The organism is Amycolatopsis camponoti (genome assembly GCF_902497555.1).
Taxonomy (GTDB): Bacteria; Actinomycetota; Actinomycetes; order Mycobacteriales; family Pseudonocardiaceae; genus Amycolatopsis; species Amycolatopsis camponoti.
Map to the genome: position 1 here is coordinate 1,356,550 of NZ_CABVGP010000003.1, position 24,915 is coordinate 1,381,464.

The 24,915-nt window shown below is 71.0% G+C and carries 29 protein-coding genes and 1 pseudogene; 14 read left to right on the plus strand and 16 right to left on the minus strand.

Features of this window, described 5'->3' with window-relative positions; all coding sequences use genetic code 11:
* Positions 1 to 157 precede the first annotated feature (157 nt).
* Positions 158 to 661, plus strand: a complete 504-nt coding sequence (locus AA23TX_RS42960; protein WP_155548654.1) for a hypothetical protein — start codon at positions 158 to 160, stop codon at positions 659 to 661.
* On the opposite strand, the gene AA23TX_RS42965 is transcribed toward AA23TX_RS42960, so the two are convergent.
* Positions 662 to 1,108 (minus strand): pyridoxamine 5'-phosphate oxidase family protein, encoded by a 447-nt coding sequence (locus tag AA23TX_RS42965; protein WP_155548655.1) that lies wholly within the window; start codon positions 1,106 to 1,108, stop codon positions 662 to 664.
* Between the two features lie 88 nt (positions 1,109 to 1,196).
* Between AA23TX_RS42965 and AA23TX_RS42970 the strand changes: the two genes are divergently transcribed.
* A complete protein-coding gene (locus AA23TX_RS42970) occupies positions 1,197 to 1,772 on the plus strand; it encodes a TetR/AcrR family transcriptional regulator (protein ID WP_155548656.1) in 576 nt (191 codons plus the stop codon).
* Here AA23TX_RS42970 and AA23TX_RS42975 read toward each other — a convergent pair.
* Positions 1,723 to 3,054: a nucleobase:cation symporter-2 family protein gene (locus tag AA23TX_RS42975; protein ID WP_155548657.1), complete on the minus strand. Its 1,332-nt coding sequence runs from the start codon at positions 3,052 to 3,054 to the stop codon at positions 1,723 to 1,725. The genes AA23TX_RS42970 and AA23TX_RS42975 overlap by 50 nt on opposite strands.
* Before the next feature lie 118 nt (positions 3,055 to 3,172).
* On the opposite strand from AA23TX_RS42975, the gene AA23TX_RS42980 reads away from it, so the two are divergent.
* Both AA23TX_RS42980 and AA23TX_RS42985 read left to right on the plus strand, forming a co-directional pair.
* Positions 3,173 to 4,312 carry a 5-methyltetrahydropteroyltriglutamate--homocysteine S-methyltransferase gene (locus AA23TX_RS42980; protein WP_230863064.1) on the plus strand — a complete coding sequence of 380 codons (1,140 nt, stop codon included), beginning with the start codon at positions 3,173 to 3,175 and terminating at the stop codon, positions 4,310 to 4,312.
* Positions 4,312 to 4,629, plus strand: a complete 318-nt coding sequence (locus tag AA23TX_RS42985) for an NIPSNAP family protein (RefSeq protein WP_155548658.1) — start codon at positions 4,312 to 4,314, stop codon at positions 4,627 to 4,629. The genes AA23TX_RS42980 and AA23TX_RS42985 overlap by 1 nt, the downstream gene beginning before the upstream one ends.
* Positions 4,630 to 4,671: 42 nt before the next feature.
* Here AA23TX_RS42985 and AA23TX_RS42990 read toward each other — a convergent pair whose 3' ends face one another.
* Positions 4,672 to 5,034 carry a hypothetical protein gene (locus AA23TX_RS42990; RefSeq protein WP_155548659.1) on the minus strand — a complete coding sequence of 121 codons (363 nt, stop codon included), beginning with the start codon at positions 5,032 to 5,034 and terminating at the stop codon, positions 4,672 to 4,674.
* A gap of 113 nt (positions 5,035 to 5,147) precedes the next feature.
* On the opposite strand from AA23TX_RS42990, the gene AA23TX_RS42995 reads away from it, so the two are divergent.
* Genes AA23TX_RS42995 through AA23TX_RS43005 form a run of 3 tightly spaced genes read left to right on the plus strand, consistent with a single transcriptional unit; the run spans position 5,148 to position 7,963 of the window.
* On the plus strand, positions 5,148 to 5,939 hold the full coding sequence (locus AA23TX_RS42995) for an IclR family transcriptional regulator (protein WP_155548660.1): 792 nt from the start codon (positions 5,148 to 5,150) through the stop codon (positions 5,937 to 5,939).
* A gap of 24 nt (positions 5,940 to 5,963) precedes the next feature.
* Entirely contained in the window at positions 5,964 to 7,193 is a 1,230-nt protein-coding gene (locus AA23TX_RS43000; protein ID WP_155548661.1) for an NAD(P)/FAD-dependent oxidoreductase, read from the plus strand.
* A 32-nt stretch (positions 7,194 to 7,225) separates the two neighbouring features.
* Positions 7,226 to 7,963, plus strand: coding sequence for a Clp protease N-terminal domain-containing protein (locus AA23TX_RS43005; protein ID WP_155548662.1), 738 nt, complete (start codon positions 7,226 to 7,228; stop codon positions 7,961 to 7,963).
* A gap of 96 nt (positions 7,964 to 8,059) precedes the next feature.
* On the opposite strand, the gene gnd is transcribed toward AA23TX_RS43005, so the two are convergent.
* On the minus strand, positions 8,060 to 9,499 hold the full coding sequence (gene gnd / locus AA23TX_RS43010) for an NADP-dependent phosphogluconate dehydrogenase (protein WP_155548663.1): 1,440 nt from the start codon (positions 9,497 to 9,499) through the stop codon (positions 8,060 to 8,062).
* A gap of 85 nt (positions 9,500 to 9,584) precedes the next feature.
* Complete coding sequence (locus tag AA23TX_RS43015; RefSeq protein ID WP_155548664.1) at positions 9,585 to 10,505, minus strand: MBL fold metallo-hydrolase; 921 nt, start codon at positions 10,503 to 10,505, stop codon at positions 9,585 to 9,587.
* A 234-nt stretch (positions 10,506 to 10,739) separates the two neighbouring features.
* Between AA23TX_RS43015 and AA23TX_RS43020 the strand changes: the two genes are divergently transcribed.
* From AA23TX_RS43020 to AA23TX_RS43035, 4 genes are all read left to right on the plus strand, one after another.
* Complete coding sequence (locus AA23TX_RS43020) at positions 10,740 to 11,603, plus strand: helix-turn-helix domain-containing protein (protein ID WP_155548665.1); 864 nt, start codon at positions 10,740 to 10,742, stop codon at positions 11,601 to 11,603.
* Between the two features lie 100 nt (positions 11,604 to 11,703).
* The gene (locus AA23TX_RS43025; RefSeq protein WP_155548666.1) at positions 11,704 to 12,531 is read left to right on the plus strand and encodes an SAM-dependent methyltransferase; all 828 of its coding nucleotides are present in this window, start codon (positions 11,704 to 11,706) and stop codon (positions 12,529 to 12,531) included.
* The gene (locus AA23TX_RS43030) at positions 12,528 to 13,376 is read left to right on the plus strand and encodes an SAM-dependent methyltransferase (RefSeq protein WP_155548667.1); all 849 of its coding nucleotides are present in this window, start codon (positions 12,528 to 12,530) and stop codon (positions 13,374 to 13,376) included. Before AA23TX_RS43025 ends, AA23TX_RS43030 begins: the two co-directional genes overlap by 4 nt.
* The gene (locus tag AA23TX_RS43035; protein WP_155548668.1) at positions 13,373 to 13,978 is read left to right on the plus strand and encodes a class I SAM-dependent DNA methyltransferase; all 606 of its coding nucleotides are present in this window, start codon (positions 13,373 to 13,375) and stop codon (positions 13,976 to 13,978) included. Before AA23TX_RS43030 ends, AA23TX_RS43035 begins: the two co-directional genes overlap by 4 nt.
* Before the next feature lie 63 nt (positions 13,979 to 14,041).
* On the opposite strand, the gene AA23TX_RS43040 is transcribed toward AA23TX_RS43035, so the two are convergent.
* Both AA23TX_RS43040 and AA23TX_RS43045 read right to left on the minus strand, forming a co-directional pair.
* Entirely contained in the window at positions 14,042 to 14,296 is a 255-nt protein-coding gene (locus AA23TX_RS43040; RefSeq protein ID WP_155548669.1) for a hypothetical protein, read from the minus strand.
* A gap of 3 nt (positions 14,297 to 14,299) precedes the next feature.
* On the minus strand, positions 14,300 to 14,584 hold the full coding sequence (locus tag AA23TX_RS43045) for a hypothetical protein (protein WP_155548670.1): 285 nt from the start codon (positions 14,582 to 14,584) through the stop codon (positions 14,300 to 14,302).
* A 268-nt stretch (positions 14,585 to 14,852) separates the two neighbouring features.
* Between AA23TX_RS43045 and AA23TX_RS43050 the strand changes: the two genes are divergently transcribed.
* Positions 14,853 to 15,107, plus strand: a complete 255-nt coding sequence (locus AA23TX_RS43050) for a DUF397 domain-containing protein (protein ID WP_155548671.1) — start codon at positions 14,853 to 14,855, stop codon at positions 15,105 to 15,107.
* A gap of 146 nt (positions 15,108 to 15,253) precedes the next feature.
* Here the strand turns inward: AA23TX_RS43050 and AA23TX_RS43055 are convergent, their stop codons facing one another.
* From AA23TX_RS43055 to AA23TX_RS43075, 5 genes are all read right to left on the minus strand, one after another.
* Positions 15,254 to 15,799 (minus strand): hypothetical protein, encoded by a 546-nt coding sequence (locus AA23TX_RS43055; RefSeq protein WP_155548672.1) that lies wholly within the window; start codon positions 15,797 to 15,799, stop codon positions 15,254 to 15,256.
* Positions 15,792 to 16,934 carry a hypothetical protein gene (locus AA23TX_RS43060; protein WP_155548673.1) on the minus strand — a complete coding sequence of 381 codons (1,143 nt, stop codon included), beginning with the start codon at positions 16,932 to 16,934 and terminating at the stop codon, positions 15,792 to 15,794. Before AA23TX_RS43060 ends, AA23TX_RS43055 begins: the two co-directional genes overlap by 8 nt.
* Before the next feature lie 14 nt (positions 16,935 to 16,948).
* Positions 16,949 to 17,341 (minus strand): FixH family protein, encoded by a 393-nt coding sequence (locus AA23TX_RS43065; protein ID WP_155548674.1) that lies wholly within the window; start codon positions 17,339 to 17,341, stop codon positions 16,949 to 16,951.
* Positions 17,338 to 18,735, minus strand: a complete 1,398-nt coding sequence (locus AA23TX_RS43070; RefSeq protein WP_196425850.1) for a DUF8832 domain-containing protein — start codon at positions 18,733 to 18,735, stop codon at positions 17,338 to 17,340. Before AA23TX_RS43070 ends, AA23TX_RS43065 begins: the two co-directional genes overlap by 4 nt.
* A 95-nt stretch (positions 18,736 to 18,830) precedes the next feature.
* On the minus strand, positions 18,831 to 19,685 hold the full coding sequence (locus AA23TX_RS43075; RefSeq protein ID WP_155548675.1) for an alpha/beta fold hydrolase: 855 nt from the start codon (positions 19,683 to 19,685) through the stop codon (positions 18,831 to 18,833).
* A 53-nt stretch (positions 19,686 to 19,738) separates the two neighbouring features.
* Between AA23TX_RS43075 and AA23TX_RS43080 the strand changes: the two genes are divergently transcribed.
* Positions 19,739 to 20,290, plus strand: a complete 552-nt coding sequence (locus AA23TX_RS43080; protein ID WP_155548676.1) for a CGNR zinc finger domain-containing protein — start codon at positions 19,739 to 19,741, stop codon at positions 20,288 to 20,290.
* 28 nt (positions 20,291 to 20,318) lie between these two features.
* On the opposite strand, the gene AA23TX_RS43085 is transcribed toward AA23TX_RS43080, so the two are convergent.
* The 3 genes from AA23TX_RS43085 to AA23TX_RS43095 are packed head-to-tail and all read right to left on the minus strand — an operon-like array spanning position 20,319 to position 23,103.
* Positions 20,319 to 21,185, minus strand: a complete 867-nt coding sequence (locus AA23TX_RS43085; protein ID WP_155548677.1) for an oxygenase MpaB family protein — start codon at positions 21,183 to 21,185, stop codon at positions 20,319 to 20,321.
* A complete protein-coding gene (locus AA23TX_RS43090) occupies positions 21,185 to 21,760 on the minus strand; it encodes a TetR/AcrR family transcriptional regulator (protein WP_155548678.1) in 576 nt (191 codons plus the stop codon). The genes AA23TX_RS43085 and AA23TX_RS43090 overlap by 1 nt, the downstream gene beginning before the upstream one ends.
* A complete protein-coding gene (locus AA23TX_RS43095; RefSeq protein WP_155548679.1) occupies positions 21,727 to 23,103 on the minus strand; it encodes an amidase in 1,377 nt (458 codons plus the stop codon). Before AA23TX_RS43095 ends, AA23TX_RS43090 begins: the two co-directional genes overlap by 34 nt.
* A gap of 135 nt (positions 23,104 to 23,238) precedes the next feature.
* Here AA23TX_RS43095 and AA23TX_RS43100 point away from each other — a divergent pair, with 135 nt between their 5' ends.
* The gene (locus tag AA23TX_RS43100) at positions 23,239 to 24,267 is read left to right on the plus strand and encodes a D-cysteine desulfhydrase family protein (RefSeq protein WP_155548680.1); all 1,029 of its coding nucleotides are present in this window, start codon (positions 23,239 to 23,241) and stop codon (positions 24,265 to 24,267) included.
* Between the two features lie 84 nt (positions 24,268 to 24,351).
* Here the strand turns inward: AA23TX_RS43100 and AA23TX_RS43105 are convergent.
* A pseudogene (locus AA23TX_RS43105) lies at positions 24,352 to 24,912 on the minus strand (DUF998 domain-containing protein); the annotation flags it as partial.
* Between the last annotated feature and the right edge of the window lie 3 nt (positions 24,913 to 24,915).

Here is a 24,915-nt window from a genome sequence, read left to right on the forward strand (position 1 = left end):
CGAACCGCAGCTGTGAATCCGCTGTGGAATGTCACCCACCGTCAATCCCAACGTTACGTGACGAATTTTTGCCAAAAACTCACCCTTTTGGGGGGCTTGTGCGGTAAAAATACGGTCAATATGTCGGCCGAGAGGCCTTTCGGGAGGGTCTGCCGGGGTGAACGACGAGATATCGGTCGGCGAGCTGCTCGTGCGCGAGGGCTGGGGCGACCGTTCGGCACCGGGCCAGTCGCGCTGGCGCGTGCTGGCGGTGATGCTCGCCGTCGTCATCGGCTGCGGCGCCGCGGCGGTGCTGGTCGGCCTCGGCGGCAAGGGCACCGAGAACGCGTCCCCGGTCGACCAGATCCAGGTCATCCCGTTCCCCCAGCGCACCACCGGCCTGGGCGGCGCCGGTCAGGCCACGGACTCGCGCCCGGAGGGCGGCACCGGCGGCGGCGACGTCGTCCCGGGTGTCGGCGTCCCGCGTGAGACCGTCACCGAGGTGCCGGGCACGGACCCGACCACCGAGAGCAGCACGGGCTCGACGACGCCGACCACCACGCCGACCAGCGGTGGCCCGAGCAGCTCGGTCACCTCGACCACGACCCCGCCGGCCGCTCAGCACCCGCCGAGCACGACGCCGGCCCCGAGGCCGACGTGCATCCTGATCATCTGCTGGTGATCAGGACAGCTTCTCCGCGAGGTCGCTGAAGTCCGACGTGTTCCACCGCTCCGGGCGCATCACGATCGCGATGTTGCTCCCGTGGGTGTCGTCGGTCGCGTCGGTGTACGCCTCGCTGACGCCCGGGGGCAGGTAGCGCGCGGCCATCTCGTGCCGCTGCGCCTTCGTCATCGGCCACGACTCCACCACCGGGCCTTCGACCGAGGCGTACTTGTAGACGCCGTCCTGCTGCTGGACGCACAGCGCGAAGCGGCCGGCCGCCTCGATCAGCCGGGACTTGCGCGAGCCGGGCGAGGTCATCACGACGACGTCACCACCCGGCTCGTAGCGGTACCAGATCGGCGTGGTCAGCGGCGCCCGTCCGGCCTCGGCCGCCACGCTGAGCACGCCGACCTGCGGCCGGGCGAGGAACGCTTCGCGTTCGTCCTTGGTCATCTTCCGGGCCATCTCGGCACTCCTTAAAGCAATCTGATTTGACTTAAGGCTAGCCACGGGTGGACTGCAAAAGCAAGTGTCATTGCTTTAAGGTGGAGTCATGACCCGCCCCGGTGGCCGCAGCGCCCGCGTCCGCGACGCGGTGCACGAAGCTGTCGTCGAGCTGCTTGCCGCCGGGGAGATCGACGCCGCGATCCCGAAGATCGCCGAGCGCGCGGGCGTGAACCCGACGAGCATCTACCGGCGCTGGGGCAGCCGCGACCACCTGCTGCTGGACGCCGCCGTGACGCGCCTGCGGGCGAAGTCGCCGATCCCGGACACGGGTTCCCTGCGCGACGACCTGCTCGGCTGGGCCGAGGGCGTCGAACGCTCGATGCGCGACCGCCGCGGCCAGATCCTGCTCCGCGCGCTCGTCGCGACCATGGCTCCGGACGAGGAACCGGTGGAGTACCTCAGGGCCCGCGGGGATGACCTGCAGAACGCGCTCGACAGGGCCGCGGCGCGCGGCGAACCCGTGCCGACGGTCGACGAGGTGCTGGACTTCGTCCTGGCCCCGCTCTACCTGCGGGTGCTGTTCCGGCGCCCGGTCGAGCCGGGCACCGCGGCCCGGCTCGTCGGACGGCTGCTCACGGCGCTTCCAGCAGATCCGGCTCCGCGCGCCGGCCGAGGTGGTTGAACAGGAGGTTCAGCGCGAACGCCAGCACCGCCGCCACCGTGATCGAGCTGCCGCCGATCGTCTGCAGCCAGGGCGGGAAGTGCTGGAAGATCTTCGGCGCGAACGCCGGCAGCAAGCCGACGCCGAGGGCGACCGCGACGATGAAAGTGTTGTGGTTGCCGGAAAACTCCACCTTCTTGAGGTTCTGCGCGCCGACCGCGGCGACCATCGCGAACATGACGACCGCGACCCCGCCGACCACCGGCTGCGGGATCGCCGCGATGAACGCGCCGATCTTCGGCACCAGGCCCATCAGCACCAGGATCCCGCCGGTCACCGCGACCACCCAGCGGCTGCGCACGCCGGTCATCCGCACCAGGCCGACGTTCTGCGCGAACGCCGTGTCGGGGAAGGAGTTCAGCACGCCGCCGAGCACGGCCGAGAATCCGTCGGTGGCCAGGCCGCGCGCGAGGTCGGAGTCGGTCGGCGGGCGCCCGGTGATCTCGCCGACGGCGATCATGTCGGCGGTCGACTCGGTGAACGTCACGAGCATGACGACGCACATCGACAGGACCGCGGCGACCGGGAACGTCGGTGCCCCGAAGTGGAACGGCGACGCGAGCCCGAACCAGCTCGCCGCGCCGACGCCGTCCCAGTGCACCAGTCCCATCGGGATGGCGATCACCAGCCCGATCGCCAGCGCCAGCAGCGGCCCGATCTGGTTGGCGAACCCGCGCAGCACCCGCGTGAACAGGATCAGCAGCGCGAGCACGCCGAACGCGAGCAGGATGTGCGACAGGGCCGCGTAATCGGACGCGGTGGGGTCGTTGCCCGCGATCAGCCCCGCGCCCGGGCCGAGCAGCGAGACGCCGATGACGAGCAGCAGCGTCCCGGTGACCAGCGGCGGGAAGAAGCGGATCAGCTTCGCGAACGGCTTCGCGATGATCAGCCCGAAGACGCCGGACGCCAGCATCGCGCCGTAGACCGCGGTCAGGCCGTACTGCGAGGCGATCAGGATCATCGGGTTGACGACGCTGAACGTCGCACCCGCGACCACCGGGAGCCGGATGCCGAGGAGCTTCCCGATGCCGATCGCCTGGATCAGCGTCGCGATGCCCGCGACGAGCAGGTCGGCGTTGACCAGCAGCCCGATCGTCGCCGTGTCCAGCTTCAACGCGCTGCCGACGATCAGCGGCACGGCGACCGCGCCCGCGTACATGATCGACATGTGCTGGAGGCCGAGCAGGGCGAGCCGTCCGGCCGGCAGGCCCTGGTCGACCGGGTGCACCGCGGGTTCCGTCATGATCAAGCCCCTTCCCGGCGCCCAGCCAACGCCCCGCGCGTGACCGTAGCAAGTCCCCGGGGTCATGATCTTGTTTCAGGGGGCGGCGCGACGGCCGCGAATGTGTGACCATCGGTGCATGACTTCGGGTGGTATTTCCCAGGTGGGCCCGCCGTTTCGCGCCGATCACGTCGGGAGCCTCCTGCGGCCCCCGGTGCTGCGCGACGCGCGGCGGCGGCGTGAAAGCGGTGAGATCAACGCGGAGCAGCTCCGCGCGGTCGAGGACGACGCGATCCGCGACGTCATCAAGATGCAACGGGTGGCCGGGCTCAGCTCGGCGACCGACGGCGAGTTCCGGCGCGCGTCGTGGCACATGGACTTCATCTACGCGCTCGGCGGCATCTCGAAGAGCGACGAGCGGCTGCACGTCAAGTTCCACAACCTGGCGGGCGACCTCGAGTTCAGCCCGCCGGGCCTGCAGGTCGACGGCAAGGTGCGGCTCGACGAGCCGATCTTCGCCTCGCACTTCGAGTTCCTGAAGTCCCATGTGGACCCCGGCGTGACGCCGAAGCTGACCATCCCGTCGCCGAGCATGGTCTACTACCGCGGCGGCCGGGCGGCGGTCAGCGAGACCGTCTACCCGGACCTCGAGGAGTTCTTCGCCGACCTGAGCGCGGCGTACGCGGCGCAGGTTTCCGCGATGCACGGGCTGGGCTGCCGGTACCTGCAGCTGGACGACACGAGCCTGGCGTACCTCAACGACCCGGCGCAGCGGGAGCTCGTCGCGCGGATGGGCGGCGACCCGGACACCCAGCACGTGCGCAACATCGCGACGATGAACGCGGCGCTGGCCGGCCGGCCCGACGACCTCACCGTGACGACCCACCTGTGCCGCGGCAACTTCCGGTCGTCGTGGGTCGCGTCCGGGAGCTACGAGTTCGTCGCGGAGGCACTGTTCGGCGAGCTGGCCGTCGACGGGTTCTTCCTGGAGTTCGACGACGAACGTTCCGGCGGCTTCGAGCCGCTGCGGTTCGTGCCGAAGGACAAGAAAGTCGTCCTCGGCCTGGTCACGACGAAACGGCCCGAGCTGGAGGATCCCGACGTCCTGGTGCGGCGGATCGAGGAGGCGTCGCAGTACGTCGACATCGACCAGCTTTGCCTTTCGCCGCAGTGCGGGTTCTCCTCGACCGAGGAGGGCAACGACCTCACCCCGGACGACCAGCTGCGCAAGCTGGAGCTGATCGTGGCGACGGCCGACCGCGTCTGGGGCGGCCACTGATGATCACCTGCGTCGTCGACTACGTCATCGATCCCGCGAAGCTCCCCGACTTCGAACGCTTCGCCGCCGCGTGGATGCGGCTGGTGCAGCGCGAAGGCGGGATCCACCACGGCTACTTCCTGCCGTCGGAGGGCGCGAGCGACGAAGCCCGGGCGCTGTTCAGCTTCGAGAGCTTCGCCGCGTACGAGCGCTACCGGACGCTGTTCGGCGTCGACCCGGAGTTCATCGAGGCCGACAAGATCCGCGAGGAAAGCGGGTGCGTGGTCCGGTACCGGCGGTCGTTCATGCGCCCGTTGCTGCCGGACGACGACCTCTGACGCGGGTGCCGCCCCGGGTGCGTCCCGGGGCGGCGCGTGCGGTCAGGTGCAGTTTCCCCAGGTGTAGCGCCCGCCGGAGCCCATGGCCGTACCGCGCGCGATGGAGCCGTCGTACTGGACGCACTGGTAGTTCGCCGAGATCTTGACGGCCGCGTAGTACTGGAACTGACCGTCGTCGTGCCACGTCCCGCCCTTCGGCAGAATTCCGGCATCGACGTACGTCTCCGTGCCGACGTCGACCGACTTGATGGTGGCGACGCAGTTGGCGCACGTGCCACCGAAGTCGTTGGCGCAGGCCCCTTCGGGGGAGTACGGGTTGGCCGCGGCCGAAGCCACCGGCGCGGCGATCGCGGTCGCGCTCAGCGCCGCCGCGACGGCGGCACCCAGTTTGGCCCAGAGCTTCACCGGGTTCCCCCTCGTTTCACGCCTCGGGTGAGACGCACCGCCCCCACGCTCCGCGGCTTCGGGCGGTTCAGCCGCGGGTTGCGGGGCCACCTCGAGGTGCGAAGACTGATCCCATGCGACACAGCGCGCGGCGGCCGCCGTCGGTCGTGGATCGTGTCCTTGATCTGCTGGGCGCCTTCACGGCCGAGCGGCCGCGGCTGACGCTGTCCGAGCTGAGCCGCCGCGTCGGGCTACCGCTGTCGACCACGCACCGGCTGGCCGGCGAGCTGACCCGGCGCGGTGCGCTCGTGCGCGACGAAGCGGGCGTCTACCGCGTCGGGCTGTGGCTGTGGGAAGTCGCTTCGCTCGCTCCGCACGGTGCCGAACTGCGGGAGAGCGCGATGCCGTTCCTGGAGGACCTTTACGAGGCCACGCACCAGAACGTGCAGCTCGCGGTGCTCGACGGGGCGGAGGTCGTCTACGTCGAGCGCATCTCGGGCCGCGGCGCGGTCAACGTCCTGACGCGCGTCGGCGGACGGCTGCCCGCCCACGCGACCGGCGTCGGCCAGGTGCTGCTCGCGCACTCCCCGGCCGAGGTCCAAGAGGGAGTCCTGTCCGCGCCGCTGAAAACCTTCACCGAGAAGACGATCGGCTCGGCTTCGCAGCTGCGGCGGGTCCTCGCCGACGTCCGTCGCGACGGTTACGCGATCAGCGACGGCCAGATCGAGCTGATCTCCCTGTCGGTGGCCGCGCCGGTCCGCGACTCGACGGACGAGGTCGTCGCGGCGATCTCGGTGGTCGTCCCCGCCGAAGGGACGGACCCGCGGACGCTGGTCCCGGCGGTCCGGGCCGCGGCGCGGGGGATTTCGCGCGTGCTGGGGGCACCGCGCGTCCTGCGGTCGAGCGGTGGTTCCTCGACGGCTTGAGCCTCTTGTGATCGGATGGCGGGCATGGGTGCACAGAACACCGTCCTCGTCGTCGGGGCGGGTCAGAGCGGGTTTCAGGCCGTCGCGTCGCTGCGGGATCGGGGCTTCGACGGCCGGGTCGTGCTGGTCGGGGACGAGCCGGGCGTGCCGTACCAGCGGCCGCCGCTGTCGAAGGCCTATCTGGCCGGGACCGCGGGGCTCGAACAACTGCACCTGCGCGGTGAAGACTTCTTCGCCGAGAAGGACATCGAGCTGCTCGCCGGCCGCGTCGCGGAGATCGACCGCGAAGCCGCAAAGGTGCGTCTCGAGGAGGGCACCGAGCTGGCGTACGACCACCTCGTCCTGGCCACCGGCTCGCGCAACCGGACGCTGCCCGTCCCCGGCGCGGACCTGCCGGGCGTGCTGACCCTGCGCACCCGCGACGACGCCGACCGGCTGCGTGCGTCCCTCGTGGAGGCCCGGGACGTCGTCGTGGTCGGCGGCGGCTTCATCGGGCTCGAGTTCGCTTCGCACGCCGGGCGCCCGGTGACGATCGTCGAGGCGCAGGACCGGCTCCTCAACCGCGTCGCGACGCCGGAGATCTCCGCGTACTTCGCCGCGCTGCACCGGGAAGCCGGGCACACGGTGCTGCTCGGCCAGGGTGTCTCGGCGCTCCACGGCGACGACCGGGTGCGCGAGGTCGAGCTGTCCGACGGCCGCCGGCTGCCCGCCGACCTGGTCGTCGTCGCCGTCGGCGTCGTCCCGGAGACGACGCTCGCCGCGGAGGCCGGACTCCCCGTCGACAACGGCGTGGTCGTCGACGCGCACCTGCGCACGACCGACGAAAAGATCTTCGCGATCGGCGACTGCGCCAACTTCCCGTGCGTGCAGGCGGGTGCCGCGACCCGGCTCGAGTCCGTCCAGAACGCCGTCGACCAGGCCCGGTGCGTGGCCGCGGCGATCACCGGCACGCCCGAGCCGTACGCGAGCCTGCCGTGGTTCTGGACCGACCAGTCCGGCGCGAAACTGCAGATCGCCGGGATCCTTTCGGGCGCCGACAAGACGGTCGTGGCGGGCGATCAGGACACGGGCAAGTTCTCGGTGCTGTCCTTCCGCGACGACGTCCTCATCGCGGTCGAGTCGGTGAACCGGCCCGCGGACCACATCGCCGCGCGCCGCCTGTTCACGGCCGACCCGCACCCGCGGTACGCGGACCTGCGGGCGAGCGAGTTCAACCTGAAGGAACATCTGAAGGCGGCGTCAACTCGCGGTTGACGACGGGAGATCGTCAACCTAAAGTTGACGGCATGACCCCACCGACCACCATCAAGCTCGACGACCTCATCAGCGCGATCAAGAGCAACCACGACCAGGACGCCCTCGCCCAGCTGACCGACGCGGTCTACGTGGGCCAGCACCTCGGCGAAGTGGCCGACCACCTGATCGGCCACTTCGTCGACCAGGCCCGCCGGTCCGGGGCGTCCTGGACCGAGATCGGCCAGAGCATGGGCGTCACGAAACAGGCCGCCCAGAAGCGGTTCGTGCCGAAGGTCGATCCCGGCGGCGACCCGAGCGGCGCCATCGAGCGCGTCTACGGCCGCTACACCGACCGGGCCCGGCACGTGATCGTCGAGGCCCAGAAGGCCGCCGTCGCGCACGCCAGCCCGGAGATCGAAACCGTGCACATCGTGCTGGGCCTGCTCACCGAGCCCGCCGCGCTGGCGGCCGGAGCGATCCTGGCCCAGGGCGTGTCGCTGGACGCCGTTCGCGAAGCCGCCGAAGCGCGGCTACCCGAGCCGATCGACCCGGTGCCGAACGTGGTTCCCTTTTCTGCCGCCGCGAAGAAGACCCTTGAGCTGACCATGCGCGAAGGCCTGCGGCTCGGGCACAACTACATCGGCACCGAGCACCTGCTGCTGGCGCTGCTGGAACAGGGCGAAGGCGTCGGCTTCGAGGTGCTCGACGGCCTCGGCGTCAAGAAGGACAAGGCCGAGGCGAAGATCGTGGAGGTGCTGGCGGAACTCCTCGCCGCACGGGGGCAGTGAGACTGCTCCTGGCGGCCGCGCTCCTCGCGTTGGTGCTGGTGACGCTGCTCTGATCGGGATGTACCAGGGGGTTTTCCCGATCAGAGCAGCATCGGCTCAGGCTTCGGACTCCGGGCGGCCGTCGGCGGCCCAAGCCGTGTGGAACGAGCCTTCGCGGTCCACGCGGCGGTACGTGTGGGCCCCGAAGAAGTCACGCTGACCCTGGACCAGCGCCGCCGGCAGCCGGTCCGCGCGGAGGCCGTCGTAGTACGCCAGCGCCGTCGAGAAGCCCGGCGTCGGGATGCCGAGCTGGACCGCCGTCGAGATCACCGAACGCCACGAGTCCTGCGCGTCTTCGACGGCCTTGCGGAAGCCGCCCGAGGTGAGCAGCGTCGGCAGGCCCGGCTCCTCGGCGTAGGCCGAGGTGATGTCGTTGAGGAACTTCGCGCGGATGATGCAGCCGCCGCGCCAGATCGAGGCGACCTTGCCGAGGTCGATGTCCCAGCCGTACTCCGTCGCGCCGGCCTGGATCTGGTTGAAGCCCTGCGCGTACGCGACGACCTTCGACGCGTACAGCGCCTGCTCGACGTCGTCGGCGAAGCGCTCCAACGAGGAACCCGTCAGCGGCGCCCGCGAAGGACCGCCGAGGCCACGGGCGGCCGCGCGCAGCGACTTCGACCCGGACAGCGAACGCGCGAAGACGGCTTCGGCGATGCCCGAGATCGGGACGCCCAGGTCGAGGCCGATCTGCACGGTCCAGCGGCCGGTGCCCTTCTGCTCGGCGGCGTCCTCGACGACGTCGACGAACGGCTTGCCCGTCGACTTGTCGACGTGGGCCAGCACCTCGGCGGTGATCTCGATCAGGTAGGAGTCCAGCCGGCCGGTGTTCCAAGTGCGGAACACGTCGGCGATCTCGGCGGGGGAGTAGCCGCCCGCGCCGCGCAGCAGGTCGAACGACTCCGCGATCAGCTGCATGTCGGCGTACTCGATGCCGTTGTGCACCATCTTGACGAAGTGGCCGGCGCCGTCCGCGCCGATGTGCGTGCAGCACGGCTCGCCGTCGACCTTCGCCGAGATGTCCTCGAACAGCGGGCCGAGCGACTCGTACGACTCCTTCGAACCGCCGGGCATTATGCTAGGCCCGTGCAGTGCGCCTTCCTCGCCGCCGGAGACGCCGCTGCCGACGAAGTGCAGCCCGCGCTCGCGCAGCGCCTTCTCGCGGCGGCGCGTGTCGGCGAAGTGCGCGTTGCCGGCGTCGATGATCACGTCGCCCTCTTCGAGCAGCGGCGCGAACTCGTCGATGACGGCGTCGGTCGGGCCGCCCGCCTTGACCATGATCACGACCTGCCGGGGCCGCTCCAGCGCGTTGACGAAGTCCTGCGCCGAGTACGCCGGGATGAAGTCGCCTTCGTCGCCGAACTGCTCCACCAGCGCGCGGGTCCGCTCCTCGGACCGGTTGTGCAGGGCCACCGTGTGGCCGTGCCGCGCCAGGTTGCGGGCCAGGTTGCGGCCCATGACCGCCAGGCCGGTGACCCCGATGCTCGCCTTCTTGCTCATCCGCATCCTTCCGAAGACTCTCTCGATTCAGACAGTAGTCCGATCGACGCCTCAAGGGAGGGCACGGAGGAGCAGCTCACTCAGTTCAGGAGAAGCAGCGGATCGGGCCGCGGTTGATCGCGAGCATGTCGGTGATCGCCGCGACCAGGTCGATCTGCGCGCCCCACTCGGCGCCGTCCAGCTCGGCGTACGCGCGGTGCAGGTTCCCCGGCAGCCGCTCCTGCTCGCTCAGCGACGCGAACTCGCCCAGGTCGGTCTCCTTCGCGACCTCCAGCGGCGACAGCCCGGCGGCCTTCCCGCGCTCCGCTGTCTCCTGGACGAACCTCAGGTACGCGTCCACTGTGTCCACCACCGAGAGGTCGCACGGGCCGCCGTGACCAGGCAAGATCACTTCCGGTTCGAGTTCCCGGATGACGTCGAGGCCCTTGCGCCACCCGGCCACCGAGCCCATCAGCGCGAACGGGCTGCCGCCGTTGAACACCAGGTCGCCGGCGTAGAGGACGCGCTGCTCCGCCAGCCAGACCAGGACGTCGTTGGTCGTGTGGGCCGCGTGGCCGGGGTGGATCAGCTCGAGGGTGACGTCGCCGGCGTGCACGGTCAGCCGGTCGTCGAACACGACCTCCGGCGGCCGCGACCGCAGCTCGCCCCAGTCGCTGCCGACGAAGATCCCCTCGAACGTCTGGATGCCCTCGGCGACCATCAGCTCGCGCGTCTTGCGGTGCCCGATGATCGTCGCGGCCCCGACGAGGTAGTTGCCGTTGGTGTGGTCGCCGTGGTGGTGGGTGTTCACCAGCGTCGTCACCGGGCTGCCGGTGGCGGCTTCGACCGTCTCGAGCAGCGCGCGCGTGCGGCGCTCGGTCGAGCACGTGTCGATCAGCACGGTGTGGTCGCCGGCGTCGACGAACCCGCAGTTGTTGATGTACCAGGAGCCGTCCGGCTGGACGTACCCGTGGACCCGGTCGGCCAGGCGGGTGACGGCGGCGGCGGAGGGCGAGCGATCGGTCACCGGCCCAGTCTGCCCGAGACCGGGCTCCGCCGGTTGGCCGAATAATTCGGAATTTCACTGGTCCAGGCGAGTGATAGCGCAGGTGACTGGCATTCTGCGGCGTTTCCTGGAACGCTGCGCGATGTCATCATCGAGATCCGCAAGGTGAAGCACTAACCTGGGTGGGTTCGGTAGTTCGTGTGTGACGGCGGCCGGTGGCCGCCGTCACTTGTAGTGGTCCGGGAGAGCAGGGCGATGGCCAGCACCGTCACCTCGCGCCGGAAGCAGCTCGGGAACGAGCTCCGGCATGCCCGCACCGCGGCGCGGATGACACAGCAGCAGGTCGCCGAGGTCCTCGGCTGCACCCAGGGCAAGGTCAACAAGATCGAGTCCGGTGCCGTCGGGGTGAAACTCGGGGATGTGCGATCCATGCTGAACGCATTCGGGATCAACGGCGAAGAAGCCGACACGCTGATGAACCTGGCGCGCGCGGCCGCCGGGCAGCGCGGCCACTGGTCCGGCTACCGCTCGGTGGTGCCGCACTGGTTCCGCACCTTCACCGACCTGGAGCCCGCGGCCGCGGAGATCCTCACCTGGCACGGCGAGCGCATCCCGGGTCCGCTGCAGTCCGAGCACTACATGCTCAAGCAGTTCACCGAAGCCGGCGCGACGGACGTGACGTCCCTGGTGCGCAACCGGCTCGACCGCAAGGCGGTGTTCGAGCAGCAGCAGCCGCCCTACTACCGGTTCATCATCAGCGAGGGCGCGCTGCGCCGGGCTCCCGGCGGGTACGCGCCCGCGGTGATGCTCGACCAGGTCGAGCACCTGCTCTCGCTCGAACGGCACCCGCGGGTCTACGTCCACGTGCTGCCGTTCGGGGCGCGGCTGGCCGCGGTGCCCAACGACTTCACGATCATGCGCTTCCCGGACCGCACCCGGGACTTCGTCTACATCGAGCACTCCGCCGGCGGCCTGTACCTCGACGACGTCAAGGACTTCAACATCTTCGTCGACTCGTGGGACCGGCTGCGGGGAGCGGCGCTGGAGCGGCAGGAGACCCGGCAGTTCCTGAAGGAGCTCGCGGAGGGTTACCGCGGCCAGATGCAGCAGCTCCAATAGGGCGAACGGCGGCCTCAGGGGTCCCGAGTGGTGAACAACTGTCGGTAGAGTGGCTCTGTTGTGCCCTAAGCCACCGGAAGTGCCGCCCGAAGGGGACATCGTGGACCCCGACTTCCTCCCCGACGCCGTCGACCTCGACCGGCCGAACGTGGCGAGGATCTACGACTGGGCGCTCGGCGGCACCGCGAACTGGGCGGTCGACCGGCAGTACGGCGAGCTGGCCGTGAAAGCGTTCCCGCTGGCGAAGACCCTGGCGCGCGGCAACCGCGACTTCCTCGGCCGGGCCGTGCGCCACTGCGTCACCGAAGGCATCACGCAGTTCCTCGACCTCGGGTCCGGCATCCCCACCGCCGGCAACGTCCACGAGGTGGCCGACGAGTACGCCGAAGACAGCCGCTGCGTCTACGTCGACAACGAGCCGGTGGCCGTCGCGCACGGCCGGATCCTGCTCGAAGAGGAGGGTGATCCCGAGCGGCACGCCGTGCTGCACGCCGATCTCCGGGACGCCGAGGAGGTCTGGGAGGCCGCGCTCGCCACCGGCGTGCTCGACCCCGAGCGGCCGATCGGCCTGCTCAGCGTGGCCGTGCTGCACTTCCTGCCGGACGTCACCGGTGTCCGCGAAGCGATCCGCGACTACCGGACGCTGCTGGCGCCGGGATCGGCGTACGTCCTCTCGCACGCGACCGAGTCCGGTGTCGAAGGTGACGAGCTGGCGCAGATCCGGCGGCTCGTGCAGCTGTCCGAACGGTCGAGCTCGCCGGCGGTGTCCCGGTCGCTCGACGAGATCGCCTCGTTCTTCGGTAACTTCGAGGTCGTCGACCCCGGGATCGTGCCTGTGGGAGAGTGGCGCCCCGAGCCCGGCACCGCCCCGGTCCCCCTCGCGAGCGTGGTCGGCGGTGTCGGCCGCAAGCCTGGAGGAAGCGCATGACCACGCAGGACCCCGAAGCCCCCGAAGGCGTCGACCTCGAGCGGCCGAACGCGGCCCGCATCTACGACTGGTTCCTCGGCGGCGACGCCAACTGGGCCATCGACCGCCAGTTCGGCGAGCAGGCGGTCAAGACGTTCCCGATGATCAAGACGGTCGCCCGTGTCGGCCGCGACTTCCTCGGCCGGGGCGTCCGGTACCTGGCGCGCAACGGCATCGACCAGTTCCTCGACCTGGGATCGGGCGTGCCGACGGTCGGGAACGTCCACGAGGTCGCGGCGGAGGTGAACCCGAACGCGCGGTGCGTGTACGTCGACAACGAGCCGGTCGCGGTGGCGCACTCGCAGGTCCTGCTGGAGAAGGAGGGCGTCGCGGACCGGCACGCCGTGCTGCAGGGCGACCTGCGCGACCCGGCCGACATCTGGAAGCGGGCGCTCGAGACCGGTGTCCTCGACACGAACCGGCCGATCGGCCTGATCATGGTCGGCGTCCTGTACTTCCTCGGCCCGGACGAGCCGGTGGCCCAGACCATCCAGAAGTACCTGTCGCTGCTGCCCGCCGGCTCGTACTTCCTGTCCTCGCACCTGACCACCGAAGGCCTCGACGCGATGGCCGACGCCGAAAGCCGCGAGTCGATCGTGGCGCAGTACCAGCGGTCGAGCACCCCGCTGCACCTGCGCAGCAAGGCGGAGTTCACGACGTTCTTCGAGGGCCTGGAGCTCGTCGAGCCGGGCATCGTCTACCTGCCGGAGTGGCACCCGGAGGAGATCGAATCCCGCGCCACGAAGAAGATGGCGAACGACCCGTCGTTCGTCGGCCACATCTGCGGCCTCGGCCGCAAACCGTGACAGCGGCCTACGACGCGGTCGCCGTCCGGTACGCGGAGTTCGTCCGCGGGATCTGGGACGGCGACCCGCTGGACCGGGCCGCGTGGGCCGCGTTCGCGGACTTCGCGCGCGGCCGCGGCCCGGTCGCCGACCTCGGCTGCGGGCCCGGCCACCTGACGGCGCACCTGCGTTCGCTCGGGCTCGACGCGTTCGGCGTCGACGTGTCGCCGGAGATGGTTTCACTGGCGCGGGCCGCGCAGCCGGAGCTGCGGTTCGAGGTGGGTTCCATGGCGGCGCTGGACCTGCCCGACGAGTCGCTCGCCGGGATCCTGTCGTGGTATTCGGTGATCCACGCGCCGCCGTCGGAGGTAGCGGGGTACTTCGCCGAATTCACCCGGACGTTGGCGTCGGGTGGTCACGTTCTGTTGGGGTTCTTCGAGGCCGGGGACGGCCCGGTTTCGGAGTTCGACCACAAGGTGACGACGGCGTACCGGTGGCCCCTCGGCGAACTGGTGGACATCGCGGCGGCCGCGGGGCTCGCCGAGGTGGGGCGGATGTACCGCGAGCCCGTCGAAGGGGAACGCCCCTTCCGTCAGGGCCGGCTGCTGCTGCGGAAACCGTAGCCGGAGACAGCGAGAGCCCCGGTCCGCGCTGGACCGGGGCTCTTCTCGTGGTGGGACAGCAGTTCAGACGCGGGAACCGATTCGCCCGCGCAGGAGCGGGGTCAGGTCGATCGCGGCCTCCAGCGGGCGGGTGGTCCGGAACCCGTCGGAGTGGCGCTGCAGCGGCAGGTCCTGGTCGGCGGCCCACGTCGTCGTCTTGCGCAGCGGCGCCTGGATCAGGCTGAAGCCGAAGCGGTTCCTCAGCTCGTCGCCGATCCCGCGGCGGCCGCGGTGCTCTTCTTCCTCGCGGCGGAAGAGCGAGTTCAGCCGGACGGCCATCGTCTACACCCCCAGCTCTCGTCGCGGTGACCTGGCGCGTTCGCCGCCGGTCAGTCCGAGACAGGGTTCACACGGCATGCCGGCCCCGGGGGCCAGCCACTCCACTTGGGCGCGGGAAAGCGCTTCCCCGCACTTGGTTCGGACCAGCTCGCTCGTACTCCCGGCGACGTCCAGCCCGAAGACGTGGACGACCCGGCGGGCCTCACCGGCGGTTCCCCTGGCGAGCCTGCCCACGATCAGAACGCCCGGTGGCGCACTGTCCTCGACGATCACGCTGTCCTCCCCCATGAGGTCCTGCGGTGGTGGTTGGCCGGTCGTCAGCCAGTGGTCCGCGGTCGGGGACCGCCCGCCGCATGCAGGCAGTCATTCACCGACACCAGCGCCCCGGCCGATGCGATTAATCCTACTCCTGGAATAATCTTCATGTCGAGGCCGGACCTAGTTGATCACCCGCTTGGCCGTGCGGCGTACTCCATTGAGACACTGAGTAGCCGGACGCGGGTACTTTTGACCTGGTCCCGGCCGCGCCCCCCATCGATGCTCGGAGGTACGACCCATGGCGGATTATCCGTCGTTCGCGGATTACGATCCGAACACGGCCGTGTCCCTGTTCCAAGAGGCTGCCTGGGAGAAGTCGTTCGCCAGCGAGCCCAACGGTGGGAGCTGCGTCGAGGTCAACCTCGGCCGCGAAGGCCTGATCGGTGTCCGCGACACGAAGCTCGCGACCAGCCCGGTCTTCGTTTTCGACAGCGCCGAATGGGAAGCGTTCCTGGTCGCCGTGAAAGCCGGGCAGTTCGACCTGCCCGCTTGATCCGTCCCCCGCGGCGGTGATCGTGATCACCCGCCGGTGCACAGTTGCGTCCGATAAAAGATGGCGAAGGCCCCCTTCCCGTTCTCTGGAGAAGGAGGCCTTCGCGACGGCGCGGATACGCGTGGACGCCGATTGTGAGGGCAATCTCACCCGATTGCCGGAAGCTCACCCCCGCGCAGCCGGCCCCGGGTCCGCCGCCAGGCCAGCACGACCAGCACGACGAGCCCGATCAACGGCAGCGTGCTGATCGCCCAGCTCAAGCCCATCGGTGGCCCCGGTTGTTCGAGCACCGGCAGAGCGCGCAGGTCGCCGGTGCCGGACCCGGCCGGACCGTTGACCGTGAAGCGGAACGTCCATTCCCCCGGCCGCGGCATCGAGCGGACGTCGAGCCCCCACACGTCGAGCTTGCGCGGGTGCCGGACCAGCGGCTGCGTGCGGTTCTTCCCGCCCTCCGGGTTGATCATCGTGAGCGTGCCGGACTTGTCCTCGATCCCGCCGTCGGGGATGAACGTGAAGTCCAGCGACTGCATGGCTTTCAGCGGCCAGGTGCTGAACCCGATCGTCATCCCGTACGGCCCGGCCTGGACGTGCTCGGTGTGCACGATGTTGACCGGCTCGTAGGCGTTCGCCGGTGCCGCGGTGGCGAACAGCAGCCCGGCGACGGCGGCTAAGGCCAGAAGTGTCTTACGCATCAGCGGTTTCCCCCTTCTTCGCGGGCGCCAGCAGACAGAGCATCCCGCCGAACCGCCACCCGGCGAACCCGCCGAGCAGCCCGAGCAGGCCGCTGAACACGGCCGTCGTCGCCAGGTACCAGGCCGGCGGCAGGTGCGCGCCGGTGTAGAGCAGGAAGCGCTGGACCGGCAGGCTCAGCCCGATCAGCAGCCCGGCGATCCCGCCCGCGACCACGGACACGCGGCCCGCGGACCACCCCCGGCGACGGCCGGCGAGGTAGGCCAGCTCCATCAGCGCGGCCACCGGCAGCAACGCCATCGGCGTCAGCGACGGCATTTCCGGCACCCCGGAGATCGCGTCGCGCATCGGCAGGCCGACGAGGTCCGCGTAGGCCTGGGCCGCCCACGGCGAGAACCACCAGAAGACCGCCTGCACGGCCGCGACCATCGCCGCGGTGCCGACCGCGCCGCCCGGCCGGCGCAGGAACCCGGCGCCGACCGTGACGAGCAGCACCGCCATCATCGAGCAGCCGATCGCGACGGCGTCGGCGTAGTCGTCGGGTACCTGCTGCAGCCCGAGCGCCAGCACCGGCCCGAACGTTAGCAGCACGGTCAGCGAAGCCAGCGTGCCGAGCCGGCCCCACCGGTGCTCCCGCGCCGCGGCGAACACCGCGGTCGTGCCGATCAGCGACACCGTGATCGACAGCAGCAACCCGATGTGCGGCGGCGAGTCGATGACCGCGTCGAAGCCGTAGAGCCCGTGCCACCACTGGTCCCACAGGCCGTACAGCAGGAACGTCGCCGCGCCGACCCCCGAAACGAGGTAGCCCAGCGGCGCCGCGAACGTCTTGCCGAACACGTTGACGACGCGCCCGCCGATCCGCGGGTCGACTTCGCGGCCCGCGCGGCGCGCCGCCGTCGTCAGCAGCACGACGGCGAGGCTCGCCAGGCCGACGACCGCGCTGCCCGCGTACAGGAACAGGTGCGGCAGCGTGAAGAACGTGTCCGGCCCGACGTCGCTGTGCCACTGGATGTCCCAGGTCAGCCCGACCAGTGACAGCAGTGACCCCCCGAGCACGACGTTCGCGGGCAGCAAGCCCGTTCGCGCCGGTTTCGCGACCGCGGTCGTCCTGACCCCGGATGCGGTGAGATCCATTCCCCCGACCCTTTCTACTTGACGAGCAACGGAAAAACGACTTGGGCGGGCCCGCCGGGCCCGTGCAGGGACACCGTGATCTCCCACTGCCCGGACATCGGCAGCCCGACGCCGGTGGCGCGGAACCGGCCGGAACCGTCCGGCACGGCGAGCACCGGCGCGAACGCGTGCCCCATCTGCGCCATGACCGGCTCGACCGACACGCTGTCGGGCGCGGGTCCGGTGACGGCCACCGCGAACGTGTTGCCGCCGATGCGCGGTGGGTCGGCGGAGAACTGGACCGTGTAGGGCCCGGAAACCGCTTGCTGCGTCGTGGCCTTGGCGTCGCCGGCCGGCCAGAGCAGCCAGGCGACACCGGCCACGACCACCAGCGCGACGACCGCGATCAGCACCTTGGGGCGTTTCATCGTCCGGCTCCTGTCGTCGGGACGTCGACCACGGCGGGGATGGTGAGCACGCGGTAGCCGCGTTCGGCCTGCAGCCAGATCCGGTACCGGCCGGGCGCGGCGAAGGTGTAGGTGAAGCCGACGTCCGGCCCGTACGCGGCGACGGTCTCGTCGGGGCGGTCGACCTGGCCCGCGACGGGCGGGATCATCGCGTGGACGTGCGCCCAGGTCGGTGCCTTCGCGGCGCTCTCGCCGACCGGCCCGTCGATCGGGCCCGCGATGATCAGGTGGCCGAGCATCCCCAGCCACGGCTGGAGGTCCTGGGTCTTGAAGTGCGCGGTGACGGTCGTCGGCGTGCCTGGGGTGATCGTGAGGTCGACCGGGGTGCCGTCGACCGTCCGCGGTCCGGCGCCGGCCGGCTCGGGCGCGGGCACGGCGGTGCCGGCCAGGTCCACAGTGGACCGGAGGAGCTGCGTCCCGCCGCCGCGCCGGACGAGCTCCGCGGCGACGGCGTACGTGCCCGCCTCCGGATCGGCGACGGCGACGCGGTAGTCGCCGGGGGCGACCCGCACCGGGTGCAGGTGGCTCAGCCGGCCGGACGGCGACACCAGCACCAGGTGCACGAGCGCGTTGTCGTGGACGAGCAGGTCGTCGACCGGGCGGCCGGTGGCGCCGTCGGTGAGGCTCAGCCGCAGGCCACCGGGCTCCGCGCGCGCCGCGAGGTTCACCGGCGGCCGCGTGTAGTCCATTGTGGACAACTGCGCGTTGGCGTACGGGTCGGTGACGTTGTCGTACGTCGGGTCGAGCTGGCTGCCGGGCGCGGGCGGCGGGGGAGTGTTCGCCGACAGCAGGGCGCCGGTGACGGCGACGGCGAGCGCGGCGACCACGCCGCCGGCCGGGATCAGCGCGAAGGCGGTTCGTCTCGCCCGCATGCCGACCACGAGCGCGAGCAACAGGAGCACGCCCGCGGCGACGAACCCGCCGTAAGTCGCCTTCTCCCACGGCGGCACCACCCGCGCGGGGACGATGAACGGGATGGTCGCGGTGGTTCCGCCGCCGTCGTTCAGCGACAGCTCCCACGGCCCCGGCTTGTCGACTTGGAGATTTCCCGGGTACACGCCCGGTTCGGCGCCGAGGACGACGTCACCCCTTGACGTGACGACGCCGTCCGCGGCGACGGCCAGGTGCAGCGTCCCGGGCGCGGTGCCCTGGTGCGTCACGACGTCGACCCGCAGCGGTGACGGCGTGACGTCGACCCGGCGGATGATCACGGTCAGCTCACGCGCGCCGAGAGTCTGCGCCACCTGGACGTCGGTGCCGGACGGCGCGCCGTCGGCGTGCGCGGTCCCGCCGCCCAGTGCGATTCCCAGCACGGCCAGCAGCATCAGCAGCGCGGCTTTCGATTTGGTCCCCATCGTGGTCCGAACCTAGCGACGGCGGACCGTGGCGGGCGTCACGGCGGGGAGGGAACTCCGGTCCCCAGCGCGGGGGACCGGAGCCCCCGGGGGTCTCAGGGGTCAAGGAACTTCCGCAGGTGGGAGACGACTTCGTCCGGCTGCTCCTCGGGCAGGAAGTGGCCGCATTCGGCCAGGGCCGCGCCCGTGACGTCGTTCGCGTACTCCTGCCAGATCTCCAGTGTCGGCAGGGTGCCGAGCAGGCCGTTCGCGCCCCAGAGAGCGAGAAGTGGCTGGGTGACGCGCTTTCCGGCGGCGAAGTCGGCGTCGTCGAGCTCGGCGTCGTCCGGGAAGGAGGCGCGGTAGTCGTCGAAACCGGCGCGGAGGGCGCCGGGCTGGGAGAAGGCGCGGACGTACTCGGCGACGGCCTCGGGGTCGAGGCTGTGGCGCTGGTAGGTCCAGCGTTCGTAGAAGTAACCGAGGTAGGCGGCGATGTTCTGGCCGGCGAGCAGTTCCGGAAGATCGGGCTGGAGGTGGAAGAGCCAGTGCCAGTAGGCCTGCGCGACGCCGGTGTCGAGGCGCTGCCACATCGCGCGGGTGGGAGCGATGTCGAGGACGGCGACGCGTTCGACCTGGTCCGGGCGGTCGAGGGCCCAGCGGTGGGCGACGCGGCCACCGCGGTCGTGCCCGGCGACGGCGACCTTCGGGTACCCGAGGTGCTCGGCGAGGGCGGCGATGTCGGCGGCCATCGTGCGCTTGTCGTAGCCGGTGCGGGGCTTGTCGGTGCGGCCGTAGCCGCGCAGGTCGGGGGTGATGACGGTGTGCGTCTCGGCGAGCGGCCCGACGACCCGGTGCCAGCAGTGCGACGTCTGCGGCCAGCCGTGGAGGAGGAACAGCGGCGGCCCCTCGCCGGCTTTGACGAAGTGCATCCGGATGCCGTTGACCGTGGCCATGCTTTCTAACCTGTCCATGCGGTTAGAAGGTAGCGGTTCCTCTAACCGTTCGCAACGGTTAGGGTGAAGGTATGGAGTGGGCTTTCGACGGCGGACGGCCGTGCCTCGACCTGGTCAACACGCTGCGCTCCCGGTACGCCGAGGGTGTCGAGCTGCTGACCGGGCCCGAAGCGCTGGCGGAGTGGTTGTCCCTGGCGGGTTTCACGACGGGCCCGGTGCCGGTGACGGCGGGGAACGTGCTGGCGGCGAAGGCGTTGCGGGAAGCGGTGGACCGCGTCCTGCTCGCGGACGGGCTGCCGGCCGAGATGGACGTCGACCTGGTCAACAACGCGGCGGCCGCGGCGCCGGCACCCCCGCCCCGCCTGGTCACGGCGGGCGGCCGCCTCCGCCGCGAGGTCCCGGCGGCGAAGGACCCGGTGGCGGTGGCGTTCGCGGCCTTGGCGGCGGACGCGATCGACCTGGCGGCGAGCGACGCGGCGGTCCGCGTCTGCGCGGCGGACGACTGCGGGATCCGGTTCTGCGACGCTTCGCCGCGGCGGAACCGGCAGTGGTGCTCGATGGCCCGCTGCGGGAACCGGGCCAAGGCCCGCGCGCACTATGCCCGGGTCAGCGGTCGTGAGTGAGAAACAGTGTTAGAACACTGTTTCTCACTCACGACCCTTGCGCCGAGCCGGGGCCGTTGCCGCCCACCAGGCGCTCGTAGACCTTCGGGTGGGCGCGGAGCCAGACGTTGAGCTTGCCGATCCACCGCATGTGCGCCGTTCGCAATCCCGCCGGGAGCGGGGTGGCGAGAGTCCGCACCACCCGGGTGAAACGCCGGAAGCGCCGCTGGTCGCGGAGAGTCCACTGGAGACCCAGGCGGTCGCGGAGTCCGGGTGGCAGCGTCGCCCGGATCAGGAACATCTGGGTCCGGGCGTGCCACCGCCACCACGAGCCGGGCAGCCACCGCACCGGCTTCGGGACGGTGTGGATCGTCTCGAAGAGCTCCTCGATCGCCGGATTCCCCGCGAAACCGGCCACCATGTCGTCGTAGTAGCGTTCGAAAGCCGCCCAGTCCGGCGGCAGATCGCGTTCGCGCACGCCGAGCAGCCGTCCGACGTCGCACATCTGCGCGTAGTACTCCTCAAGCTCCACATCGGACAGTGGGCGGCCGAAGAACTGTTGTGCGTCAACGGGAACCTTCACCAGGGTCGCGTGCACCCAGGCGTAAGCCGCCGGGTTGAGCGCGCTGTACCGGCGTCCGTCCAGGGAACCCGTGAACGTGCGATGCAAGGCACGCAACCGTTCCGCCTCCACCCGGGCCCCGGCCGGACCGCCGTAGACGTAGATCGACAGCGACGCGCCCGTCCGCATCAGCCGCGTCCAGGGATCCGACTTGTAGTCCGAGTGGTCGCGCACCCCCGCCGCGACGACCGGGTGCGCCACCTGCAGCACCAGCACCTGCCCGGCCAGCAGCCCGTCGCGGAAGTCGCCGAAGTACTTCCACGCCGCCGTGCCGCGGACGATCGGCCGCGCCATCAAGCCCCGCGGAGCAGCATCATCAGCGGTTCGGCCACCGGCGTGTCCGTCTCGCCGGTCGCCAGCCGGCGCAGCTGCAGCCCGGCGATCAGCGCGACCACGGGCCCGGCCAGCCGCTGCGGCTCCGGCACGCCGACCGCCGACAGGATCGTCACGGCCAGCTCGTCGTACGCCGCGAAGCAACGTGACGACGCTTCCTGCAACTCGGGATCCCGGGCGGACTGGAGGTACAGCTCGTGCGCGCCGAGCTCGTCGGCGCCGAACGGCAGCTGCGCGATCACGTGCTCGACGACCGACGCCGCCTGCTCGACGCTGAGGCCTTCCGAGCGGTAGCCGTCGACGATCGCGCCCAGCTTCGCCGTTTCTTCTTCGACGAACAACAGCATCGCTTCGCGCAGCAACGCCGTCTGGCTGGGGAAGTGGTAGGTGAGCGTGCCGAGCGAAACGCCGGCGGCGGCCACGATCCGGCGGTTCGTCAGACCGCCGACGCCGTGCTCGCCGACGACCGTCAGCGCGCCGCGCAGGATGGCGTCCCGGGTGCTTACCAGCTTGTCTCGGGATGCCGCTCCGGCCACCGTTCGACCTCTTCCAGTTGCGCGGCGAGCGAAACCAGCCGCTCCTCGGCGTGCGAGGGGCCGAGCAGCTGCGCGCCCAGCGGCAGCCCGTCTTCCGTCAGCCCGGCCGGGACGTTGACCCCCGGCCAGCCCAGCACGTTCCACGGCCAAGCGTACGGGCAGGCGGCGATCATGGCCTGGTCGGTCTCCCAGCCGGACAGCCCGTCGAACGTGCCGATCGGCGGCGGCGGGGTCGCGGTGGTCGGGGTCAGCAGCACGTCGACGCGGCCGAACACCGAGCCGATCCGGCGGTGCAGCCCCGGCTCCAGCGCGCGGGCGAGCCGCAGCGCGGGCCCGGCCAGCAGGCGGCCGTGGCCGGCGTTGCTGCGCGTGCGCGGGTCGAGCCCGGTGCGGTCGGGCACGCGCAGCGTCCAGTCGCGGACGCCGGTGAGCGAGCGCGGCAGGAACGTGAGGCCGATCAGCCCGTAGTCCGGCTCGACCTCGACGATCTCGTGGCCCAGCCCGGCGAGCGACTCGGCGAGCCGCCGCACGTTCGCTTCGACGACCGGGTCGAGCCGGGTCTTGGTGGCGGTGAAGGGAATCCGCGTCGACAGCCCGATCCGCAGCCGGCCTGGTTCACGCGCCGCGGCGGTCCGGAAGGTGGTGCCGGTGTCCGCGACGACGTCCAGCAGCAGGGCGGCGTCTTCGACGGTCCGGGCGAGCGGGCCGAGCACGGTCAGGCCGTGGAACAGCTCGCTTTCGGTCGGGATCCGGCCGCGCTGGGTCTTGATGCCGACGAGCCCGGTCCACGCGGCCGGGATGCGCACCGAGCCGGCGCCGTCGGAACCGAGCGCGGCCGCGATGGCCCCCGACGCCACCGCGGCCGCGCTCCCGCCCGAAGAACCCCCGGGGGTGTGGCCGGTGTGCCACGGGTTGCGCGTCACGCCGAAGGCCGGGCCTTCGGTGAACGGCCACTGGCCCAGCTCGGGGGTGTTCGTCTTGCCGATGATGATCGCGCCGGCCTCGCGCAGCAGCGCGACGGCGGGGGCGTCGGTGGTCGCGCACGGGAAGTCGCCGACGCAGCCGAACGACGTGGGCAGGCCGGTGAGGTCGACGTCGTCCTTGATCGCGACGGGCACGCCGAGCAGGGGTTTCCGGTCGCCGGTCCGGAGCCGCTGGTCGGCATCGGCCGCTTCGGCGAGGGCCGCGTCGTCGCGCAGGTGCCGGAACGCGTTGAGCGTGGGCTGGCTGGCGTGCGCGCGTCCGAGGGCGGTGGCGGTCAGCTCGGCGGACGTGACTTCGCCGGCGGCGAGCTGCGCGGCCTGCTGGGCGAGACCGGTGAAGTCCAGGCTCGTAGCTGTCATGTCGGCCCCCGGAGGTCCTCGTTCGTTCGAACGAACGTTACCGGATACCCGCAGTCTTTGGCCACCCCGGTCGTGAGTGAGAAACAGGGTTAGAACACTGTTTCTCACTCACGACGGCTGCGGCAGACTGGGCTCATGACGTTCGACTTCGCCGGATTCCCCGCCGCCGCTCTCGACGCGGTCCCCCGCGTCGACCTGGGCGGCTGGCCGACGCCGCTGCACGAGGCACCCCGGCTCGGCGAAGCCCTCGGCCTGCGGAACCTGTGGCTCAAGCGCGACGACGTCCACCCGCTCGGCGCCGGCGGCAACAAGCTCCGCAAGCTCGAATTCCACCTCGGCGCGGCCCGGGAAGCCGGCGCGGACACCGTGATCACCTTCGGCGCCCTCCAGACCAACCACGGCCGCCAGACCGCCGCCGCGTGCGCGAAGCTCGGCCTGCGCTGCGAACTCGTCCTCACCGCGAAGGTCCCGCGCGACGGCGAAGCGTACGAGCGTGGCGGAAACGTCCCGCTCGACAAGCTCTTCGGCGCGACGGTCCACGTCTGCGAAGACGGCGAGGAGACCGGCCGCGCCTACGACCGGCTCGTCGCCGAAGCCGCCGCCGAAGGCCGGAAGGTCGCCACCGTCCCGGTCGGCGGGTCCAACGACCTCGGCGCGCTCGGTTACGTCCGCGCCACGTACGAACTCGCGAAGCAGCTCGAAGAACGCGGTGTCGAGCGCGCCCACCTGATCGTCCCGCACGCCAGCGGCGGGACGGCGGCCGGCGTGGCGCTGGCCGCCGGGCTCCTCGGGAACCTCGGCGTCGGCATCGCCTGCGTCAGCCACCCGCTCGACGAGGCCACGGAGAACCTCCACGACCTCGTCGCCGGCGCGGCCAAGCTGCTTGGCGTCGAACCGCCGCCGCTCACGCACACCAAGATGAGCGACTCCACCCTCGGCCCCGGCTACGGCATCCCGACCGACGCGGTCTGGAGCGCGCTACGGCTTTTCGGCCGCACCGAGGGAGTTGTGCTCGATCCGGTTTACACCGGCAAGGTGGCCGCCGCGCTGATCGAATGGGCGGGCCACTTCGCCCCGGACGACCACGTGGTGTTCCTGCACACCGGCGGGATGCCCGGCCTGTACGGCTACACGCCCGAATTCGCGGCGGCCGTCGAAAGCTGACTCGAGCCGCGTCGCGACCTGGAGCAGCGTGAGCAGCAGCACCACGTCGGCGAGCAGCAGCAGCCGCTGCATGACGCCGATCGGGAACGCGTCCGAAATCTCCGGGAACGGCCCGACACCCGCCTCGCTCAGCCGCACGAACACGAAACTGACCGCGAACAGCCCGAACGCGCCCGCGCTCAGCCGGATCGCGCGCACGACGGCGAGCCGCTCCGGCCGTCCCCGCAACGGTTCCAGCAGCGAGATCGCCGCGCCGGGCAGGCTCAGGAACGCGACCAGGCACGCGTAGAGGTGGATCTCGCCGCTCACCGGGTCGGGCGCCTCCGGGTAGCTCGCCGGGAACACCGCGGCCGCGGCCATCCCGAGCGACCAGAGCGTGAGCAGCAGCCGGGTCGTGCGCGACAGCGGGACACCGGCGGCGTGCAGCGCGCCGAGCACCGCCAGCGAGCCGATGGCCAGCGACAACACGCTCGCGGCGAGCATGCCCTCGCCCCGGTCGGTCACGGTGTAGCTCGACAGCGTGTCGTACACCGGGTCGTGCGAGCTGATGATGTGCAGCACCACGGCCGTGAACAGCCCCCAGCCGATCGCGCCCAGCGCCACGAGCCGCCACGGTCTCGTGCGCTTCCCCTGTTCCATCCCCATGCC

Coding starts and splice junctions, on each gene's coding strand:
- AA23TX_RS43005 (WP_155548662.1), top strand. CDS start 7,226: ATGACCCCACCGACCACCATCAAGCTCGACGACCTCATCAGCGCGATC.
- gnd (WP_155548663.1), bottom strand. CDS start 9,499: ATGAGCAAGAAGGCGAGCATCGGGGTCACCGGCCTGGCGGTCATGGGC.
- AA23TX_RS42985 (WP_155548658.1), top strand. CDS start 4,312: ATGATCACCTGCGTCGTCGACTACGTCATCGATCCCGCGAAGCTCCCC.
- AA23TX_RS43045 (WP_155548670.1), bottom strand. CDS start 14,584: ATGGGGGAGGACAGCGTGATCGTCGAGGACAGTGCGCCACCGGGCGTT.
- AA23TX_RS42965 (WP_155548655.1), bottom strand. CDS start 1,108: ATGGCCCGGAAGATGACCAAGGACGAACGCGAAGCGTTCCTCGCCCGG.
- AA23TX_RS43000 (WP_155548661.1), top strand. CDS start 5,964: ATGGGTGCACAGAACACCGTCCTCGTCGTCGGGGCGGGTCAGAGCGGG.
- AA23TX_RS42970 (WP_155548656.1), top strand. CDS start 1,197: ATGACCCGCCCCGGTGGCCGCAGCGCCCGCGTCCGCGACGCGGTGCAC.
- AA23TX_RS43085 (WP_155548677.1), bottom strand. CDS start 21,185: ATGGCGCGGCCGATCGTCCGCGGCACGGCGGCGTGGAAGTACTTCGGC.
- AA23TX_RS43065 (WP_155548674.1), bottom strand. CDS start 17,341: ATGAAACGCCCCAAGGTGCTGATCGCGGTCGTCGCGCTGGTGGTCGTG.
- AA23TX_RS42975 (WP_155548657.1), bottom strand. CDS start 3,054: ATGACGGAACCCGCGGTGCACCCGGTCGACCAGGGCCTGCCGGCCGGA.
- AA23TX_RS42980 (WP_230863064.1), top strand. CDS start 3,173: ATGACTTCGGGTGGTATTTCCCAGGTGGGCCCGCCGTTTCGCGCCGAT.
- AA23TX_RS43030 (WP_155548667.1), top strand. CDS start 12,528: ATGACCACGCAGGACCCCGAAGCCCCCGAAGGCGTCGACCTCGAGCGG.
- AA23TX_RS43050 (WP_155548671.1), top strand. CDS start 14,853: ATGGCGGATTATCCGTCGTTCGCGGATTACGATCCGAACACGGCCGTG.
- AA23TX_RS43080 (WP_155548676.1), top strand. CDS start 19,739: ATGGAGTGGGCTTTCGACGGCGGACGGCCGTGCCTCGACCTGGTCAAC.
- AA23TX_RS42995 (WP_155548660.1), top strand. CDS start 5,148: ATGCGACACAGCGCGCGGCGGCCGCCGTCGGTCGTGGATCGTGTCCTT.
- AA23TX_RS43095 (WP_155548679.1), bottom strand. CDS start 23,103: ATGACAGCTACGAGCCTGGACTTCACCGGTCTCGCCCAGCAGGCCGCG.
- AA23TX_RS43100 (WP_155548680.1), top strand. CDS start 23,239: ATGACGTTCGACTTCGCCGGATTCCCCGCCGCCGCTCTCGACGCGGTC.
- AA23TX_RS43075 (WP_155548675.1), bottom strand. CDS start 19,685: ATGGACAGGTTAGAAAGCATGGCCACGGTCAACGGCATCCGGATGCAC.
- AA23TX_RS43060 (WP_155548673.1), bottom strand. CDS start 16,934: ATGGATCTCACCGCATCCGGGGTCAGGACGACCGCGGTCGCGAAACCG.
- AA23TX_RS43020 (WP_155548665.1), top strand. CDS start 10,740: ATGGCCAGCACCGTCACCTCGCGCCGGAAGCAGCTCGGGAACGAGCTC.
- AA23TX_RS43070 (WP_196425850.1), bottom strand. CDS start 18,735: ATGGGGACCAAATCGAAAGCCGCGCTGCTGATGCTGCTGGCCGTGCTG.
- AA23TX_RS43040 (WP_155548669.1), bottom strand. CDS start 14,296: ATGGCCGTCCGGCTGAACTCGCTCTTCCGCCGCGAGGAAGAAGAGCAC.
- AA23TX_RS43055 (WP_155548672.1), bottom strand. CDS start 15,799: ATGCGTAAGACACTTCTGGCCTTAGCCGCCGTCGCCGGGCTGCTGTTC.